This window comes from Cellulomonas shaoxiangyii, assembly GCF_004798685.1.
Lineage (GTDB): Bacteria > Actinomycetota > Actinomycetes > Actinomycetales > Cellulomonadaceae > Cellulomonas > Cellulomonas shaoxiangyii.
Map to the genome: position 1 here is coordinate 3701895 of NZ_CP039291.1, position 17548 is coordinate 3719442.

Below are 17548 nucleotides of genomic sequence, written 5' to 3' on the forward strand. Positions count from 1 at the left end.
GCGCGGACGGGGCGGCGCGTCCCGGCGGGCTCCTCAGAGCGCGCGCGTGGCCTGCTCCAGGTCGCGCAGGGCCGCCCGGACGGCGAAGCCGCTCACGACCGCGAGCGCGCCGGCGACGAACGCGAACAGCCCCAGCAGCACGGCGAACACGCCGATGGTCTCCTGCGGCCGGGCGACGAGCAGCAGCGCGAACAGCGTGCTGACCAGCCCGGACGCGAGCATCCAGAACCAGCCCGGGTCACGCGTGCGCGACAGCGCGGCCGCGGCGATGATCCAGATGACGCCGAGCACGAGCAGCCAGGCGGCGAGCAGGAAGAAGAGCACGCGCACGGTCGGCTCCTGCCACAGGATCACGATGGCACCGACCACGATGCCGGCGAGGCCCTGCGCGACCCACCAGCCCCACCCCGGCACGCCCCGGTTGGCGAGGCCCTGCACGACCGCGACGACACCGTCGACCACGGCGAAGATGCCGAACAGCCAGACGATCGCGCCCAGCGTGGCCTCGGGCTGCGCCATGAGCAGCAGGCCGAGGACGATGAGCACCACCCCGCGCAGCACGGGCAGCCACCAGAGCTTGCGCAGCGTGCGCCTCACCTCACGCGCGACGTCGTCGACCATGGCACCTCCCGGCGGGTGCCGGGCGGCCCGACGGCCACGGCGACGGCTCCCCTGCCGGGCACGCTAGCGCGGGCGGGGTCACGGCACCCGTCGAGCGGGGGCCACCGCCCCCGCGGGTCGCGCCGGGCACCGCGGCGCCGGTCAGGCGCGTCCGAACCGGCCGCCGTACTTGCGGTGCACCGCCTGCTTGCTCACGCCGAGCATGGCTGCGATCGCGACCCACGGGACGCCCGCCGTGCGCGCCCGCCGCACGGCGACCGCCTCGCGACGCTCCACCTCGCGACGCAGCCGGGACAGCGCGAGCAGCGCGCCCAACGGATCGTCGTCCTCCGCCCCGCGCACCAGTGCCGCCATGTCGGTCCCCTCCTCGGTCACGTGCTCTCCCCCGTCGATTGCGTCAACACATGTTGACCCACACGGGCGATGTTCGTCAACAGACGTTGACCCCCTGGGTGGAGGACGCGGCACGGCAACTGCGCCGCGAGGCGGACGATGCCCACGCGGGCCGCTGCCTAGACTCGCCATCATGTCCACACCGCCGACGCCCGCGCCGGAAGGCGCCGTCGGCTCGCAGCAGGACGGCCCGGGGCGGCCCGCCGACGAGCACGACGCCGCGCCCCGCACCCCGTCCGCCGCCCCGTCCGCCACCGCCACGCCGTCGGCAACCGCCTCCACCTCCGGCGTCCGCGAGGTCCGGCCCCCGGTCGACGTGGTCGACGTGCCGCGTGCGCGCGTGCACCACCCGAGCGACCTGCTGGGCCTCGTGCTCTTCTCCGTGCTCGCCGTGCTGGTCGTCGTCATGGCCACGTACGCGCAGAACACCACGACGGGCGTCGCGCAGGACGTGCAGGGCTTCGCGGTGCTGCTGCGCCGCATCCTGTTCGTCCCCGTGTCCTTCCTCGAGGGCTTCACGACCGTCGTCGTGCCCATCGCCGTGCTCACCGAGCTCGCGCTGCGCCGCCTCGGCCGCCAGCTCATCGAGGGCCTGGTGGCCGCCGCCGGCGCGACCGCCCTGACCGCGGCGCTGCACTGGGCGCTGGTCTCGATCGGCTCCGAGGACCTCGTCGGGGGGCTGTCGGTGCGGCTCGGCGGCGACTGGCGCCTGACGCTGCCCGGCTACGTCGCCATGCTCGCCGCGCTGCTCACCGTGAGCGGTCCGCGCAACCGCCGACGCACGGTCGCGTGGTCGTGGAACCTGCTCTGGGTGACGATCGGCGTCGTCCTCATCACCGCCGGCGCCTCCCTGCCGGGTGTCGCCCTCGCCCTGCTGATCGGGCGGGTCGCGGGGCTCGCCGTGCGGTACGCCGCGGGTGTCACGCCCGAGCGCGCGTACGGCGACGCGCTGATCGCCGCGGTGCGCCGCGCCGGGTTCACCCCCACCGCCGTCGTGCGCGTGCCCGACGCCGTGCTCGAGTCGGAGCGCGGGCCGGGCGCCGCCGACGCCGTCGCGGCGCTGCCCCCGGCCACGCCGGCGCAGTGCGCGCTCGCCCGGTCGTCGGGCGACCGCCTCTACACGCTCGTCGACGCCGACGACCGCCGGCTCGACCTGCTCGCGTTCGACGGGGACCGCCAGGTCGTGGGCATGCTCACGCGGCTGTGGCGGAGCCTGCGGCTGCGGGGCATCGAGGGCCGGTCGGCGATCTCGCTGCGCCAGGCCACCGAGCGCGCCGCGCTGCTCGCGTACGCCGCGAGCGCCGCGGGGGTCCGCACGCCGCAGCTGCTCAGCATCGCCGAGGCGGACGACTCGATGTTCCTCGTGCAGGAGCGCCCCGGCGACGCCGTCCCGCTCTCCGACCTGGAGCCCGAGGACGTCGACGACGAGGTGCTGCACGCGATCTGGGCGGAGCTGGCGCTCGCGCACACGGCGGGCATCGCGCACCGCTCGCTGACGTCCGACGTCGTCCTCGTCGAGCGCACCGCCGACGGCCCGCGCGTGTGGATCACCGCGTGGGAGCAGGGCGACGTCGCGTCGTCCGAGCTCGCGCGCCGGCTCGACACCACCCAGATCGTCGCGCTGCTCGCCCTGCGCGTCGGCGCCCGCCGGGCCGTGGAGTCCGCCGCGGCCGTGCTGCCCGAGGCCGACATCGAGGCGATCGGGCCACTGCTGCAGACCGTGACCCTGCCCCGGCGCACGCGCGAGGAGATGCGGGCGCACCGCGAGGTGCTCGCTGACCTGCGCAAGGCGCTCGTCGCCCGGCTGCCCGAGGCCGACGTGCAGCCCGAGCAGCTCGTGCGGTTCGGCGCCCGGACGATCTTCACGATCCTCATCACGATCGTGGCGGTGTTCGTCGTGCTCGGGTACGTCAACGTCGCGCAGATCGGCGAGGTGCTCGCCGACAGCGACTGGCGCTACAGCGCGCTCACGTTCGCCCTCGGCCTCGTGACGCTGCTCGGTGCCGCGCTGACGTTCGTCGCGTTCTCGCCCGTGCGGCTGTCGGTCTGGCGGGCGACGCTCGTCCAGACCGCCGCGACGTTCGTGGCGCTCGCCGCGCCCGCCGGCATCGGCCCGGCCGCCCTCAACCTGCGGATGCTGACCCGGCAGGGCGTCACCGGCTCCCTCGCGGCGGCGACCGTCGCGCTCGTGCAGGTGAGCCAGTTCATCACCACGCTGCTCGTGCTGCTGGTCCTCACCGTCACGTCCGGCGTCAGCTCGCCCTCGCCCTCGACGCTGTCGGTGTCGCCGGCGATGCTCATCGCGCTCGCTGTCGTCGCGGCGACCGTCGGCGTCGCCCTGCTCTTCCCCGGCGTACGGGCGTGGGCGCACCGCACCGCCGGGCCGACCGTCCGGCAGACGCTGCCGCGGCTCATCGAGGTCGTCGGGCAGCCGTGGCGGCTCGCCCTCGCGGTCGGCGGCAACGTGCTCATGACGATGGGGTACGTGCTCGCGTTCGAGGCGGCGCTCGCCGCGCTCGGTCAGGAGGTCGGGCTCGTGCAGACCGCGCTCGTGTACCTCACGGGCAACACGGCGGGCTCGGTGGTGCCGACGCCCGGCGGCATCGGCACCGTCGAGGCGGCGCTCACGGTCGGCCTGTCGACCATCGCGGGCGTCAACGCCGGTGTCGCCGGCACGGTGGCCCTGCTGTTCCGCCTGCTGACCTACTGGCTGCGCATCCCGTTCGGGTGGGCGGCCATGCGCTACCTGTCGAGCAAGGGCGACCTCTAGACGCACGTCCGCGCAGGTCGCGGACCGTCGTGCCTCGGTCCACGCCTGCGCGGCGGTGTGCGGCCGGTGCCGCGTTCGGTGCGGTGTGCTGGTGCAGACGGCATCGCGCCGTGCTCGTGCTGACGGCACCGCCCGGGCGGTGCCGTCACGCCGAGCCCGTGCGGCTCAGGCGGCCAGGCGGTCGCGCTGGGCCGGGAGCGTCGCGACCACCTGCAGGCGGCGGGCCGTCGCGGCCCACGACGCCACGCGGGCGTCGGGGAGGGAGTTGGTGCGTGCCTCGAAGGGCTCTGCGGCAGATCCACGCTGATCCATGATGTGGGCCTCTCGTCGTTCGGTAGCCCGGCTGACCGCGTGGGTCCCGTGGCTTTGCGTCCCCGCCTTGCGGAGGGTTTGCCGTTTTCGCTGACAAGTCAGACATTAGCCCGTTCTCATGGCCCGGGGAAGTGTTCCAGGTCACGTGACCAGGACAGCCGCTCATTTCACCCGTTCGGCGTCCGGGCGTCGGCACCCGCCAGGGTCCGAGGTCCCGCGGATGCCGACGCGCCCCCGGCCGACGAGCGGTCCGGGGGCGCGCGACCTGCCAGGTCAGCGAAGGTGTGGCGTCAGCGGAACGCGTCCTTGACGTTCTCGCCGGCCTGCTTGACGTTGGCCTTCGACTGGTCCTTGTGGCCCTCGGCCTCGAGGTGCTCGTCGTCGGAGGCCTTGCCCAGGCCCTCCTTGGCCTTGCCCTTGGCCTCCTCGGCCGCGTTCTTGATCTTGTCGTCCAGACCCATGACAGCCTCCTTCTCGATTCCGTCCCGCCGACGGTATGCCGGGTGCGGTACCCCCGCAATCGGGGGCAGACCGGCGATCGGGTGGAGCAGCCGGGCCGGGCAGTCGGGCCTGGCAGCCGGGCCAGCAGTCGGGCCGGGACGCCGGGCCGAGGGGTCAGGCGTCGGCGGCCGGGCCGGCCTCGTCCCGCAGGCGCGGCTCGGTGCGCCGGGCCGGCGCGAAGCCGGCCTTGTCGGCGTAGAACGCGCGGACCTGGTCCATGTCCGCGCGCACGTCGCCCGTGAGGTGCAGCGTCGGGCCGAGGCCCGCCGTCATCGTGGTGCGGTCGACGTAGCCGAGCGTTACCGGCAGGTCCGTGGCGCGCGCGATCCGGTAGAAGCCCGACTTCCACCCCGACCCCGACCGCGACCCCTCGGGCGTCACGACGAGGTAGAACCGCTCGCCCGCGCGGATGCGCGCCACGATGTCCTCCACGAGGCCCGCCGGGTCGCTGCGGTCCACGGGGATGCCGCCGAGCGCCCGCATGAGGGGCCCCGCCGGGCCGGAGAACAGGGTGTGCTTGCCGAGCCAGCGGAAGGTCACGCCGGCCTCCCACGCGATGGCCAGCATCAGGACGAAGTCCCAGTTGGACGTGTGCGGCGCACCGATGAGCACCCCGGTGCCGTCCCGGGGGATGCGCTCGGTGCGCAGCTGCCACCGGCTGACGCGCCAGAAGGCGCGCGCCAGCGCCGCCCGCACGCCGGGGACGCGGGCGCTCACGCGGCCCCCGCCCCGGCGGTCACGAGCACCTGCTCGCGCGCCAGCACGAGGAGCGTGATGTCGTCCGTCGAGTCGTCGTCGCGGCACGCCTCGACGACGTCGTCGATGTCGACCCGCTCCCCCCGCGCGCCGGCACCGAACGCGGACACGAGCCGCTCGATGCCCGCGGCCAACGACGTCGACCGCGAGTCGACGAGCCCGTCGCTGTAGAGCACGAGCGCTCCTCCCATCTCGACCTGCACGGACGCCGCGCGCGGCGCTCCCGAACCCACACCGATCGGCCGGTCCACCGGGACGTCGGCCAGCGAGGCGCGGCCCGACCCGTCGACGAGCAGCGGCAGCGGGTGGCCCGCCGCGCCGACCAGCGCCTCGCCCGTCGCCGGGTCGACGACCGCCACGACGAGCGTCGCCATGTCGTCCCGCATGGTGCGGCGGGCCAGCGCGTCGAGGTCCGCGAGCGCCTCCTCGACGGCCTGCCCCCGCAGCAGGTAGGCGCGCAGCGCGTTGCGCAGCTGGCCCATGGCCGCCGCGGCACCCACGCCGTGCCCGGCGACGTCCCCGACCACGACGGCGACCCGCCCGTCGGGCAGCTCGAGCGCGTCGTACCAGTCGCCGCCGACGCGGCCGCCCGCGGACGGCTCGTAGCGCGCGTGCACCGACCAGCCGGCCGGCTGCGGCAGCGCACGCGGGAGCAGCGACTGCTGGAGCGCGTACGCCGCGGCCATCTGCCAGCGGTTGCGCAGCAGCAGCACCTCGAGCAGGCGCGTGCGCAGCTGCTCGACCGCGCGCACGTGCGCACCGGCCCACGCCTCGCTGCGCCCGCGCACCACCTCGCGCCACCGGTCGAACGACAGGCGCGGGCTGAGCCGCACCTTCCCGTCCTCCTCGCGCGCGATCTTCGCGTTGTGCGGGTCGCCGCCCCAGTACACGTCCTGCACGACCTCGTGCCGCAGCCACACGACGCACTGGTCGTCGGGCAGCTGCACGGCGAGCACGCCCGCGACACCGGGCAGGCGCGCGGCCAGCTCCGGGGCCTGCTCGGCGAGGGACGTGCACGCCGTCACCGGGGCGTCGCGGCCCGCGACCCAGTCGAGCAGGGGGGCGACGTCCGCGGGGACCGCGCCGGTCGTCGCGACCAGCCCGTCCGCGCGGACCACGACGCCCTGCGCCGGGACCAGGTCGAGCAGCCCGCTGCCCGCCGCGAGCGCGTCGGCGAGGGCGCGGTCGGAGTCGCGGGCTGCGTGCAGCACACGGCCGAGGGCGCCCTGCGCGGCCAGCTCGGTCTCGAGCTCGCGCTCCTCGGCGCGCGCGACCAGCCGCAGCGACAGCGTGGAACCGAGGAACTCGGCGGCCGCGCGGACGCCGTAGGGCGGCATGTAGGGACCGCTGTAGTGGTGGCACGCCACGAGGCCCCAGAGCCTGCCGTCGCGCAGCAGGGAGATCGACATGGACGCGCGCACGCCCATGTTGCCCAGGTACTCGATGTGCACGGGCGAGACGCTGCGCAGCACGGCGTGCGTCATGTCCAGCGGCTCCCCGGACGCCGGGTCGAGCGGCGGGACCACGGGCGAGGGCGTGTACCCGACGTCCGCGATGAGCCGGACCCAGTTGGTCTCGTAGAGCTGGCGCGCCTGCGGCGGGATGTCGGAGGCCGGGTAGTGCAGGCCGAGGAACGAGTTGAGGTCCTCCCGCCTCGCCTCCGCGACGACCTCGCCGTTGTACTCCGCGTCGAAGCGGTAGACCATCACGCGGTCGAACCCGGTGAGCGCCCGCACCTCGCGCGCCGCGACGTCGTACAGCGCCTCGAGGCTGCGCGCGCCGTTGAGCTCCTCCACGGCGCCGCGCACCGCCTGGTACGTGTTCGGGAACGAGAACGGTCGCGGCCCGTACGCCGGCTCCAGCTCGACCACCAGCAGCGTGCCCGTGCCGACCGCGACGCGGTGCAGGATCGCGTCCATCGTCACGGGCCCGGCCGGGCCGGCGACGTCCACGCTCAGCGGGTTGCGCGCCCGCAGGTCCCCGAAGGTGCGCACGTGGTGACGGACCGCGTCCGCTGCCTCGAGACCGAGCACGGACCCCAGGCCGGTCCCGACGACGTCCTCGGCGGGCCGGCCGACCAGCCCCTCGACGGTGCGCGACGCGTGCCGCACCTCGAGCCCGGGCTCCGTGACCGCGAGCAGCACACCGTGCGGCTGCACCGAGCCCGGGACGCGGATCGGCTCCGCCGCGCAGGCGTCCAGGTCGACCGGCACGTCCGCAGGGAGTCCGCCGACGCGCGGCGTCGCGCTGCCGTGCTGGGTCATGCGACTCCGTCCTGCGCGGTGCGGGCACTGTCCCCAGCACCGTAGACGATGCCTCCGACGCCGCCCGCCCCGGTCCGGCCCGCGGGCCTCAGCCCTCGAACGGGGCGTCGAGCCAGACGTCCGCGGGCGGGACGAGCGTCTCGAGCTCCTCGAACAGCGCGTCGGACAGCGGCGCGGCCGCGGCGGCGAGGGTCTGCGCGACCCGGTCGGGCCGCGAGAAGCCGACGATCGTCGCGGCGAACCGCTCGTCGCGGAGCGAGAACTGCAGCGCCGCCGTGCCGATGTCGGTGCCGTGCTCGGCGCACACCCGGCGCATCGCGTCCGCCGCCGTCAGGACCGCGTCCGGCGCCGGGCGGTACCCGTAGGTCGTCGGCCCCCCGGACTGGTGCGCGAGGATCCCGCCGCCGTACACGGCCGCGTTGAGGATCCCCATGCCGCGCGCCTGCGCCTCGTCCAGCAGCCCGCCCGCGCTGCGGTCGAGCAGCGTCCAGCGGTTGTGCACGAGCAGCACGTCGAAGACGCCGAGCGCCAGGTAGCGCGCGATCTCCTGCACGCGACCGCCGGCCAGGCCGATCGCGCCGACCGCCCCCGACTCGCGCAGCTCGACGAGCGCCTCGACGGCGCCGCCGGGCGCGGTGAGGTCGTCGAACTCGTGGAACTCCGGGTCGTGCAGGTGCACGAGCGGCAGGTGGTCCATGCCGAGCCGGGCGCGCGACTCCTCGACCGAGCGGCGCACGCGCTCCCCGGAGTAGTCCGCACCGTCCGGGTCGACCTTCGTCGCGACGACGACGTCGGCCGGCACCCCGCCCGCGGCCGTGAGCGCCGCGCCGATGCGCCGCTCGCTCTCGCCCCCCGAGTACCCGTTGGACGTGTCGATGAACCGGATGTCGCTGTGCAGCGCCGCCCGGACGGTGTCGATGCCGCGCTCCGGGGAGACGTCCTGGCCGAACAGCTCCGGCATGCTCCCCAGCGGTCCGCCGCCGAGCGCCACGGCGCTCACGGTCAGGCCGGTCCCGGGCAGGGGGCGCATCCACCCGGCCCCTCCGGGCACGTGCGCTGCGGTCATGGACCCTCCTCGATGTGCGGGCGCCGGCGGGCCGGACGTCCGTGTCGGTACCGACGTGTGGGCCGGCGCGTCAGCCGGCCAGGAAGGACCGCAGCAGCGGTCCCGCCGTCGTCGAACCGTAGTCCCCCTCGCCCACGAACACCGCGACGGCGAGGTCCCCCTGCACCGCGATCATCCAGGCGTGGTTGCGCAGGTCCGCGTCGTCGCCGAACTGCGCGGTCCCGGTCTTGGCCAGCACCGGCTCGCCCGGCAGGTCGGCGAGCAGCGTGGCGCCGCCCTCGGTGACCACGGCCCGCATCAGGTCCTGCAGCGCGGCGGCCTCGTCGCCCGTCAGGGGCGTCGCGGGGCCGGCGGCGGCGGCCGGCTGCACGGTGGCGGCGGTGTCCGCGGCGGCGTCGGCCGTGCTGCCGGCGGTGTCCGGGCTCGGCTCGGCTGCCGGGTCGCCGCCCGGCTCCGGGTCGACGACGAGCCGCGGGACCACGACCGCCCCCGCAGCCACCGACGCGGCGACCGTCGCCATGCCGAGCGGGGAGGCGAGCACCTGCCCCTGGCCGATGACCGACGCCGCGTGGCCCGTGCCCGACGACTCGTCCGGCACGGCACCCAGGAACGCCGGGAAGCCGAGCTCCGCCGCCGGGTCGAGCCCGAGCGAGCGGGCGGCGTCGGCGAGGGCGCCGGAGTCGGCGAGGTCGCGCGACCCGATGAAGGCCGTGTTGCACGAGTGCGCGAACGCCGTGCGGAACGGCACGTCGCCGAGCGCGGCGGCGGGGTAGCCCGGGAAGTTCCCGAACGTGCGCCCGTCCACCGAGATGGTCGGCGGGCACGTGACCGCCGACGCGGGCGTGAGCCCGCCGCGCAGGTACGCGAGCGCGCTGACGACCTTGAACGTCGAGCCGGGCGCGTACTGCCCGAGCGTCGCCGTCGACATGCCCTCACCGCCGGCGCCGCTGGCCGCGACGACCACGTCGCCCGTCGAGGGCCGGACCGCGACGATCGCCGACGCCGGGGCGACGCCCGCCAGGATGCCCTCGGCGTGCTCCTGCAGGGCGGGGTCGATCGTGGTGCGCAGCGGCTCGCCCGCCACGGGCTCGGTCCGGAACAGCAGCCGCACGGTCGAGCTGTCGACGCCCTCCGCGGGGACTGCGGACACCGTGACGCCCGGCGTGCCGCGCAGGCGCTCGTCGTACTGGCGCTGCAGCCCGGACAGCCCCGCCAGGTCACCGGCGGCCACCGCACCCTCGGAGGCCTCGACGACCTCGGCCGTGGCCGGACCCACCGCGCCGAGGACGGGCCGCGCGAACGTCCGCGTGGGCGCGAGCGGCACCCGGTCCGGCACCGCGACGACGCCCGGGAGCGCGCGCAGCGCCATCTTGTCGACCGACGCGTCCTCGACCCGCAGCGTGATGGCCTCGACGAACGCCTTCTCGCCCGCGCCGGCCACCCGCTGCGCGTACGCGTCGGCGTCCGTGCCGAGGGCCGCCGCCAGGGCGCGGGCCGCCGCGTCCTGCTGGTCAGGGGGCACGCGCGTCTTGTCGATGCCGAAGCGCTCGACGTCGCGCGGCGTGACGATGACCGCGTCGCCGGCGCCCAGCACGTCGCCGCGGGGTGCCGCGGTGCGCTCGGCGCGGAGCACCTCGGTGTCCGTCAGGCCGGGTGCGAGCAGCCCCGGCGACCACGCCACGGTCCACGCGTCCTCGTCGTCGCGGGCGAGGCGGGCGTCGGCGGTCCACGTCCAGTCGGTGTCCGTCCACGGCACGTCCCACGTGACGTCGAGGGCGGCGGTGGCCGTCTCGTCGTCGTCGGCCGTCGTGATGTCGCCGACCTCGACCGTCGCCGTCGCGGTCTCCCCCAGGCCCGCGACCACCGCGGCGCGCCGCGTCGCGAGCTCGGCCGGCGCGGGGGCGCCGGCGTCGAGCGGCACGTCGGCGAAGTCGCCCGACGCCAGCGCGGCGGCGAGCGCCTCGGCCGCCGGCCGCGGCTCCGGCCGGTCCGGTGTGCAGGCCGCGACGCCGGACGTCAGGAGCGCCGCGCACGCGGCGGCCCACGCCGTCCGCCGCAGGTGCGAGCGTGCCGTCCTCGTCGTCGCCATGCCGTCCTCCTCCTCGTCCGTGCGGACTCCTCCGCGCGGACTCCTGCGTGCGGTCCCTGCCGGGCGGACCCTGCCGTCCGGCCCGCCCGTGCGGACCCCGCGTGCGGACTCCTCCGTGCGGACCCGCGGTCCGGCTCCGCCCCCCCGCGTGGCCGTGCCGCGCGCCGGCCCCCCGTGCCGCCCGGCGCCTCGGCCGCGCGGTCAGTGCGCGGCCGTCGACGTCGGCCGGTGCGGCCCGGGCGCGAGCCGCACCGAGCCTGGCACCTGCGTGGGTGCGCCGCTGCGAGTCACGGGTGATCTTCACGTCACCTCCCCACGGGGTAGACGCCGTCGCTCCCAGCGGTTGCATCTGGACGCGGGTCCAGGTAACGATGCAGGGATGTACCCAGGGGGGACGCCGGGAGGACCGGCACGACGACAGCCGCCGCCGGACGTCGTGGGCCCGCTCCAGCCCCGTGACCGCACCGCCGCCGCCGCCGTGCTCGCCGCGGCACTCGCCGACGACCCCGGGTACTCGCACCTGTTCCCCGTGCGTGCACGGCGTGAGCGCGAGCTGCGCGAGGTGTACCGGATGACCCTGGCCGACGGCATGCGGTACGGCCGCGTGCTCGTCACCAAGCTCGGTGACGAGGTGACGGGGGTCCTGGCGCTGTACCCGCCGAGCACCTACCCGATGACGGTGGCCCGGTGGGTCCGGCAGGGCCTGCGGCTCGCCCGCATCGCGTCGTTCACCCGGGAGCACAGCGGCGGGATCATCCGGTTCGGCACCCTGACGTCGCAGGGCGTCCCGCCGGACAAGTGGTACGTCGAGGCGTTCGGCGTGCGCCCCGACCTGCAGCGGGCCGGTCGTGGCTCGCTGCTCCTGCAGCGCTTCCTCGACGACCTCGACCGTGCCGGCGTCGCGTCGTACCTCGAGACCACCAAGCAGGAGAACGTCGGGTACTACCACGCGCGCGGCTACACGGACGCGCACGAGCCCGTCCCGCTCGCCCCCGGCGGCCCGTTCATCTACCCCATGACGCGGCACGCTCCCGCGGGGCGTCCCGGCGGCTGACCGCACCGGCAGCACGTTCACGGCCCGCGGACGCAGCGCCCGGACGGCAGCGGCGCGCACGCGCCCGCACCGGCTCAGGCGTCCGGACGGCCGCGGCGCAGGCGGTCGAGCAGCGCCGCCGGCGTCGCCGTCGCAGGGTCCCACCGGGAGTCGACGAACCAGGTCGCACCCGCACCGGCCAGCGCCTGCACCCGGTCGCGCGCCGCGCCGGGGTCGTCCGGCAGCACGCCCTGCACGACGACGTCGAACGGCCCGGCGTCGGGCGCCCGGTGCGCGCGCACCCAGGCCACCACCGCCTCCACGTCCGCCGCCGTCATCTCCTGGTCCGGCGCCGCGCCGCGCAGCTGCGGCACCACGCCGTCCCACCGCACGGCGCGGCCCATCGACCGGTCGCTGGGGAACGCCGCGACCGGCCAGACCGGCACGTGCGTGCGCCCGTCGGGTCGGGGCACGGGCCGCGGGTCGAACCGCATGCCGTCCACCCGCAGGTGCGTGCCCTCGTGCTGCACCGGCCCGCCGGTGAACGCCTGTGCGAGGACCGCGAGGTCGTCGTCGAGCAGCTCCGCGCGCTCGCGGAGCGTGCGCCGCTCGGCCGGCACCGCGGCGACCGCGCCGTCGTCGGCGATCCCCACGCCCACGGGCAGGACCAGCCGCCCGCCCGAGAGGTGGTCCACCGTGACGGCCTGCTTCGCCACGACCCACGGCCGCCGTCGCGGCAGCGCGAACACCATCGCGCCCAGGGTGATCCGCCGCGTGCGGACCGCGGCCGCCGCGAGGAGCGCCCACGGGTCCCACGACGGCATGCCGGCGACGTCCACACCGTCCCAGGTGAACCAGCCGTCCCAGCCGTGCTCCTCCGCCTCGACCGCCATGTCGACGACCTGCTCCGCCGTCCCGAAGCTCGCCACGAACCCGACCCGCACCCGGTCCACCCCCACCGCCGACCCGCCCGGCGTCGCGGCACGCCCCGGGTGGGCGCGCCCGACGGCACCGGCGTCGTCCTGCAGGACGCTACGCGCGGGCACCGACACCGGGCCGCGCCCCGGACGGTGCTCCCGGCGCGCGACGCCTAGGCTGGCGGCACCCTGCACGGCCCGCGTCGTGCTCCGCCCCCAGCACAGGGAGGCCCCCGTGCCCACCGACGTCGTGGTGGTCGGGTCCGGACCGAACGGCCTCGCCGCGGCGGTGACCTGCGCCCGGGCCGGGCTCGAGGTCGTCGTGCTCGAGGCGCAGGAGACGGTCGGCGGCGGGGCCCGGACCCTCGACCTCGGCCTGGCCGACGGGGTCGTGCACGACCTCTGCTCCGCGGTGCACCCCATGGCGTGGGCGTCACCGTTCCTGCAGGAGTTCGACCTCGCCGCGCGCGGCGTGGAGCTGCTGACGCCGGAGGTGTCGTACGCACAGCCGCTCGACGACGGCGAGGCCGGCATCGCGTACCGCGACCTCGAGCGCACGGTGGCCGCGCTCGGCCCGGACGGCCCGGCGTGGCGCGCGCTCCTGGGCCCGCTCGCCGCCCGGCCGGACGTCGTCGTCGGGGTCGGGCTGGGCGACCGCCGCAGCATCCCCGGCGGCCTCCTGCCGACCGGTGTGCCGACGGCGCTGCGCTACGCGCTCGGGCTCGTCGAGCAGGGGACGCCCCTGTGGACGCGCCGGTTCCGCGGGCACGTCGCGCCCGCGCTGCTCACGGGCGTCATGTCGCACGCGATCCACCCGCTGCCCGCGGTCCCCGCCGCGGGCGCGGGCCTGCTGCTCGCGGCGCTCGCGCACGCCGGCGCCGGCTGGCCGCTGCCGCGCGGTGGCTCCCAGGCGATCGTCGCCGCGCTGCGCGCGGACCTCGAGGCGCACGGCGGCACCGTCCGGCCCGGTCACCGCGTCGCGTCGCCCGCCGACCTGCCGCCCGCGCGCTGCGTCCTGCTCGACACCAACCCCCGGACCGCGGTCCGGGTGCTCGGCGACCGGCTCCCCGCACGCAGGCGCCGTGCGCTCGAGCGGTTCCGCTACGGCCACGGCGCCGCCAAGGTCGACTTCGTGCTCTCCGGGCCCGTGCCGTGGGCGCACCCGGAGGTCGGGCGCGCGGGGACGGTGCACGTCGGCGGCTCGCAGGAGCAGGTCGCGGAGGCCGAGGCCCACGTCGGCGCCGGCCGGCACGCCCCGCGGCCCACGATCCTGCTCAGCGACCCGACCGTCGTCGACCCCGGCCGCGAGGTCGGCGGGCTGCGCCCCCTGTGGACGTACGCGCACGTGCCCGCGGGCTCGGACGTCGACGTCACCGAGGCGGTCACGGCGCAGGTCGAGCGGTTCGCGCCCGGCTTCCGCGACGTCGTCGTCACGTCCCGGTGCATCCCCGCGGCGCGCCTGGTCGACCACGACGAGAACTACGTCGGCGGCGACATCTCCGCCGGTGCGCTCGACCTGGTCCAGATGGTCGCGCGCCCGAGCGCGTCCGTGGACCCGTACCGGCTGGCCGAGGGCGTGTACCTGTGCTCGGCGTCGGCGCCGCCCGGCCCCGGCGTGCACGGCATGGCGGGCTGGTTCGCGGCGCGTCGGGCGCTGCGCCAGGTCTTCGACGTGCGCCGCCCGCCGGCCCTCGCACCGGGGGTGCCGGCGTGACCCGACCCCTGTACGCAGGTCCAGGTCGGTGCGCCACCACGCCGTGCCTTCGGTGGTGCGATCCCCGCGCTGCCCTTACGGTCGTCCGTGGACCGCACGGGACGACGTGCGGCGGCACCCGTAGACCGAGGAGGGGGACATGGGCGTGAACGACGAGCCGACCGCGGCACCGCCCCGCGCGACCCCCGCGGGCACGGCGGCCGCGCCCGTCGGCGCCGCGGCCCACGGCGGCGTCGTGCCGCCCGCGACGCTGCCGGCGGACCACCTGTCGGGCCGCCCCACGCCCACCGGCGAGGAGCTGCACGCGTCGCACCCCGCGCCGACGTTCGTCGCGCTGCGCCGGTGGGTGCTCTCCAACGCGGTCCAGCTGCGCACCCTGCGCGGGGACCTGCGCAAGCAGATCGCCGCGTCCTCGTCGTCCGCGGTCGGCCCGCTCGGCGACGTGCCGGAGAAGGTCGTGCTCGTGGCGTCCGAGCTCGCGACGAACGCGCTCGCGCACGGCCGGCCGCCCACGCAGGTGCGGCTCGCGCAGGACGGCACGACCTTCCTGCTCGAGGTGTCGGACGGCGCGGTCGACCGCCACCCGTTCCTCGCCGAGGGCCGCGCGCCCGGCGACGGCGGCTTCGGCCTGCAGATCGCGCGCCGGCTCTCGCTCGACGTCGGCTGGTACGCCGACTCCGAGGGCAAGCACGTGTGGGCGACGTTCTGCGCGACCGACGACGCGTGAGACCGGGCGCACCCGCACGATCGTCCTCCGGACGCCGGCCCGTACGGCCCCGGCCGTGACCCAGACTGGCCCCATGGCCGGCAGCACCCCCGCGCGCCCTGCCGCGCCCGACACCGGATCCCCGTCCGCACGGCTCGTGCGCCTGCGGGGCACGACGCTCGGCACGGGCGTACCCGCCGTCTGCGTGCCCCTCGTCGCGACGACGCCCGAGCGCGCGGCCGCGGACGCGCGCGCGCTGCCGCCCGGCGCCGCCGACGTCGTCGAGGTGCGGCTCGACCACGTCGCGGGGTCCGCCGCCGACCCGGCCCTCGTCACCGCGACGCTGCGCGCCGTGCGGGCGGCGCTGCCCGACGACGTGCCCGTGCTCGCGACGTTCCGGTCCGCGCGCGAGGGCGGCGTGCAGCCCGCGGACGACGCCGCCTACGCGGCGGTCGTGCGGGCGGCCGTGCGGGCGGCCGTGGACGCGGGCGCGGCCGACGCCGTGGACGTCGAGCTCGCGACGCCCGACGCGCTGCGCGACGACCTGCTGGCCGGGGCGCGCGCGCACGGGCTGCCCGTCGTCGTCTCGACGCACGACTTCACCGGGACGCCGCCCCACGACGCGCTGGTCGACGTGCTGCGACGCCAGCGGGACGTCGGCGCGGACGTGTGCAAGGTGGCGGTGACGCCCGCGGACGCGGACGACGTGCTCACGCTCCTGCGGGCGACGCGCACGTTCGCGCGCGAGGCGGACCGGCCGGTCGTGACGATCGCGATGGGCGGGCTCGGGCTCGTCACGCGGCTGGCCGGCGAGGTGTTCGGCTCCGCGCTGACGTTCGGCTCCGTGGGCGCCGCGAGCGCACCCGGTCAGCTCGACGCGGTGCGGCTGCGCGAGGTGCTCGCGCTCGTGCACGACGCGCTCTGAGGCGTCACTCGCCGAGCATCCGGTACAGCTCGAGCCGACGCCCGTGTTCCGGCAGGTTCGGGCGGCGGCGTTCGGCGGGACGGCCTGAGCGGGCGCTACGTCAGGGCGCGGGTCGCGCGCCCGGGCGGCACGTGCCGCCGCGTCACTGCACGCCGTCGGCGTGCCGCTCCTCGACCTCGCGCGCCGCGGCCCGCGTGCGGTCCGCGTTGCTGGCGCCGCGGCCCGTGCGGCCCGGGTCCTCCTGCGCCTCGCCGGGGTCGTGCAGCATGTGCGACTGCACCAGCTCGTGCCGCTGCACGTACGTGTTCGCGACGGCCTGGATCGTCGCCGCGATCGGCAGCGCGAGGAACGCGCCGAGCGCGCCGAACACCGCACCGAACCCGAGCACGACGACGAACGACACGGCGGCGTTCATCTCCAGCGCGCGCGCCGACACCTTCGGTGCGAGCCAGAGGTTCTCGACCTGCTGGTACCCGAGGATGAACGCCAGCACACCCAGCCCCTGCGGCACGCCCTGCGAGGTCAGCGCGACGACGATCGGCAGCGCACCGCCGATGTACGTGCCGATCGTGGGGACGAACTGCGAGACGACGCCCGTGAACACCGCGAGCGGCAGCGAGTACGGCGTGCCGAGGATCGCGAGGAACGCGAACGTCGCGACCGTCGCGATGGCGGCGAGCACGATGCGCGTGTTGATGAAGTCGGCGACCTTGACCTGCGTGATCTCCCACAGTCGCAGCACCTCCTGCTGGCGGCCGGGCGTGAGCCACCGGCAGATCGACGCGCGGAACCGCGGGCCGGCGGCGAGCAGGTAGTACGTCACGAGCAGGATGGTCAGCGCCGCGAAGACGCCGCCGAGGATGGTCGTCCCCACGAGGAGCGCACCGCTCGCGACGTCGCCGCCCCAGGCCTCGGTGGCCTGCCGCAGCAGGTCGTCCGTCTCCGGCACCTCGACGCCGAACCGGTCGGCGATCATGGTGCGCGCGTCCGCGTACAGCTGCGGCACGTTCTCGACCAGCTGCACGAGCTGCTGCACGAACAGGTTGCCGAACAGCGCCAGCACGACGATGACCAGCACCAGGCCGCCGATCAGCGCGAACGCGGCCGCGCCGCCGCGCCGCCACCCGTGCCGGACGAGCCAGACGACGATCGGCTCGAGCGCGAGCGCCAGGAAGAACGCGATGAGCAGGTTGACGAACAGCCCGCCGAGGGCGCCGAGCGCGTTCCACGCGAAGATGCCGACGAAGACCGCGACGACCGTCATCGCCAGCGCCTTGCCCCACCAGCGCGGCGGGCGGCGGGCGTCGTGCTGCAGAGCGCGGGTCCCCTCGTCGCCGGGGACCTCGGGCGCGCCGAGCACGGGGGCCGGCGTGGTCGCGGCGGTGGGGCGCGGGGTGTCGGGGCTGCTCACGGACGTCCTCCGGTGGGGCGATGGCCTGGGGGCGAGGCTCGCGCACACCCTAGGGCCGACGGCGGCACGG

Annotated in this window: 15 protein-coding genes and 1 riboswitch; of the genes, 5 read left to right on the forward strand and 10 right to left on the reverse strand. The window is 76.4% G+C overall.

Features of this window, described 5'->3' with window-relative positions; genetic code table 11:
- Nucleotides 1-33: 33 nt before the first annotated feature.
- Nucleotides 34-621 carry an HdeD family acid-resistance protein gene (locus E5225_RS16570; RefSeq protein WP_135973873.1) on the reverse strand — a complete coding sequence of 196 codons (588 nt, stop codon included), beginning with the start codon at nucleotides 619-621 and terminating at the stop codon, nucleotides 34-36.
- A 141-nt stretch (nucleotides 622-762) separates the two neighbouring features.
- On the reverse strand, nucleotides 763-975 hold the full coding sequence (locus tag E5225_RS16575) for a hypothetical protein (RefSeq protein WP_166435980.1): 213 nt from the start codon (nucleotides 973-975) through the stop codon (nucleotides 763-765).
- A gap of 172 nt (nucleotides 976-1147) precedes the next feature.
- Between E5225_RS16575 and E5225_RS16580 the strand changes: the two genes are divergently transcribed.
- On the forward strand, nucleotides 1148-3784 hold the full coding sequence (locus tag E5225_RS16580; protein ID WP_135973875.1) for a lysylphosphatidylglycerol synthase transmembrane domain-containing protein: 2637 nt from the start codon (nucleotides 1148-1150) through the stop codon (nucleotides 3782-3784).
- Between the two features lie 165 nt (nucleotides 3785-3949).
- On the opposite strand, the gene E5225_RS17630 is transcribed toward E5225_RS16580, so the two are convergent.
- The 6 genes from E5225_RS17630 to E5225_RS16605 form a co-directional block, all read right to left on the reverse strand.
- Entirely contained in the window at nucleotides 3950-4096 is a 147-nt protein-coding gene (locus E5225_RS17630; RefSeq protein ID WP_166435979.1) for a hypothetical protein, read from the reverse strand.
- An 18-nt stretch (nucleotides 4097-4114) separates the two neighbouring features.
- A riboswitch (cyclic di-GMP riboswitch) is annotated at nucleotides 4115-4189 on the reverse strand.
- 197 nt (nucleotides 4190-4386) lie between these two features.
- On the reverse strand, nucleotides 4387-4557 hold the full coding sequence (locus E5225_RS16585) for a CsbD family protein (RefSeq protein ID WP_135973876.1): 171 nt from the start codon (nucleotides 4555-4557) through the stop codon (nucleotides 4387-4389).
- Nucleotides 4558-4711: 154 nt separating this feature from the next.
- Nucleotides 4712-5314 (reverse strand): 1-acyl-sn-glycerol-3-phosphate acyltransferase, encoded by a 603-nt coding sequence (locus E5225_RS16590; RefSeq protein ID WP_243738275.1) that lies wholly within the window; start codon nucleotides 5312-5314, stop codon nucleotides 4712-4714.
- Nucleotides 5311-7617: a SpoIIE family protein phosphatase gene (locus E5225_RS16595; protein ID WP_135973877.1), complete on the reverse strand. Its 2307-nt coding sequence runs from the start codon at nucleotides 7615-7617 to the stop codon at nucleotides 5311-5313. The genes E5225_RS16590 and E5225_RS16595 overlap by 4 nt, the downstream gene beginning before the upstream one ends.
- 88 nt (nucleotides 7618-7705) lie before the next feature.
- Entirely contained in the window at nucleotides 7706-8683 is a 978-nt protein-coding gene (locus E5225_RS16600) for an aldo/keto reductase (RefSeq protein ID WP_135973878.1), read from the reverse strand.
- 70 nt (nucleotides 8684-8753) lie between these two features.
- The gene (locus tag E5225_RS16605; RefSeq protein WP_135973879.1) at nucleotides 8754-10772 is read right to left on the reverse strand and encodes a penicillin-binding transpeptidase domain-containing protein; all 2019 of its coding nucleotides are present in this window, start codon (nucleotides 10770-10772) and stop codon (nucleotides 8754-8756) included.
- Between the two features lie 379 nt (nucleotides 10773-11151).
- On the opposite strand from E5225_RS16605, the gene E5225_RS16610 reads away from it, so the two are divergent.
- Entirely contained in the window at nucleotides 11152-11826 is a 675-nt protein-coding gene (locus E5225_RS16610; RefSeq protein ID WP_135973880.1) for a GNAT family N-acetyltransferase, read from the forward strand.
- Nucleotides 11827-11900: 74 nt separating this feature from the next.
- Here the strand turns inward: E5225_RS16610 and E5225_RS16615 are convergent, their stop codons facing one another.
- Entirely contained in the window at nucleotides 11901-12851 is a 951-nt protein-coding gene (locus E5225_RS16615; protein ID WP_341765669.1) for an LLM class flavin-dependent oxidoreductase, read from the reverse strand.
- Nucleotides 12852-12957: 106 nt separating this feature from the next.
- Here E5225_RS16615 and E5225_RS16620 point away from each other — a divergent pair, with 106 nt between their 5' ends.
- The 3 genes from E5225_RS16620 to aroD all read left to right on the forward strand — a co-directional run bounded on the left by E5225_RS16620 (nucleotide 12958) and on the right by aroD (nucleotide 16067).
- Complete coding sequence (locus tag E5225_RS16620; RefSeq protein WP_243738276.1) at nucleotides 12958-14436, forward strand: phytoene desaturase family protein; 1479 nt, start codon at nucleotides 12958-12960, stop codon at nucleotides 14434-14436.
- A gap of 139 nt (nucleotides 14437-14575) precedes the next feature.
- The gene (locus E5225_RS16625; RefSeq protein ID WP_135973883.1) at nucleotides 14576-15163 is read left to right on the forward strand and encodes an ATP-binding protein; all 588 of its coding nucleotides are present in this window, start codon (nucleotides 14576-14578) and stop codon (nucleotides 15161-15163) included.
- 73 nt (nucleotides 15164-15236) lie between these two features.
- Nucleotides 15237-16067, forward strand: coding sequence for a type I 3-dehydroquinate dehydratase (gene aroD, locus E5225_RS16630; protein ID WP_135973884.1), 831 nt, complete (start codon nucleotides 15237-15239; stop codon nucleotides 16065-16067).
- Between the two features lie 142 nt (nucleotides 16068-16209).
- Here aroD and E5225_RS16635 read toward each other — a convergent pair whose 3' ends face one another.
- Nucleotides 16210-17478 (reverse strand): AI-2E family transporter, encoded by a 1269-nt coding sequence (locus tag E5225_RS16635; protein WP_243738277.1) that lies wholly within the window; start codon nucleotides 17476-17478, stop codon nucleotides 16210-16212.
- Nucleotides 17479-17548 lie beyond the last annotated feature (70 nt).

Bases quoted from the DNA above. Each gene is read 5' to 3' on its own strand.
- E5225_RS16605 (WP_135973879.1), bottom strand. From the start codon at position 10,772: ATGGCGACGACGAGGACGGCACGCTCGCACCTGCGGCGGACGGCGTGG.
- E5225_RS16595 (WP_135973877.1), bottom strand. From the start codon at position 7,617: ATGACCCAGCACGGCAGCGCGACGCCGCGCGTCGGCGGACTCCCTGCG.
- E5225_RS17630 (WP_166435979.1), bottom strand. From the start codon at position 4,096: ATGGATCAGCGTGGATCTGCCGCAGAGCCCTTCGAGGCACGCACCAAC.
- E5225_RS16610 (WP_135973880.1), top strand. From the start codon at position 11,152: ATGTACCCAGGGGGGACGCCGGGAGGACCGGCACGACGACAGCCGCCG.
- E5225_RS16625 (WP_135973883.1), top strand. From the start codon at position 14,576: ATGGGCGTGAACGACGAGCCGACCGCGGCACCGCCCCGCGCGACCCCC.
- E5225_RS16580 (WP_135973875.1), top strand. From the start codon at position 1,148: ATGTCCACACCGCCGACGCCCGCGCCGGAAGGCGCCGTCGGCTCGCAG.
- E5225_RS16570 (WP_135973873.1), bottom strand. From the start codon at position 621: ATGGTCGACGACGTCGCGCGTGAGGTGAGGCGCACGCTGCGCAAGCTC.
- aroD (WP_135973884.1), top strand. From the start codon at position 15,237: ATGGCCGGCAGCACCCCCGCGCGCCCTGCCGCGCCCGACACCGGATCC.
- E5225_RS16575 (WP_166435980.1), bottom strand. From the start codon at position 975: ATGGCGGCACTGGTGCGCGGGGCGGAGGACGACGATCCGTTGGGCGCG.
- E5225_RS16585 (WP_135973876.1), bottom strand. From the start codon at position 4,557: ATGGGTCTGGACGACAAGATCAAGAACGCGGCCGAGGAGGCCAAGGGC.
- E5225_RS16600 (WP_135973878.1), bottom strand. From the start codon at position 8,683: ATGACCGCAGCGCACGTGCCCGGAGGGGCCGGGTGGATGCGCCCCCTG.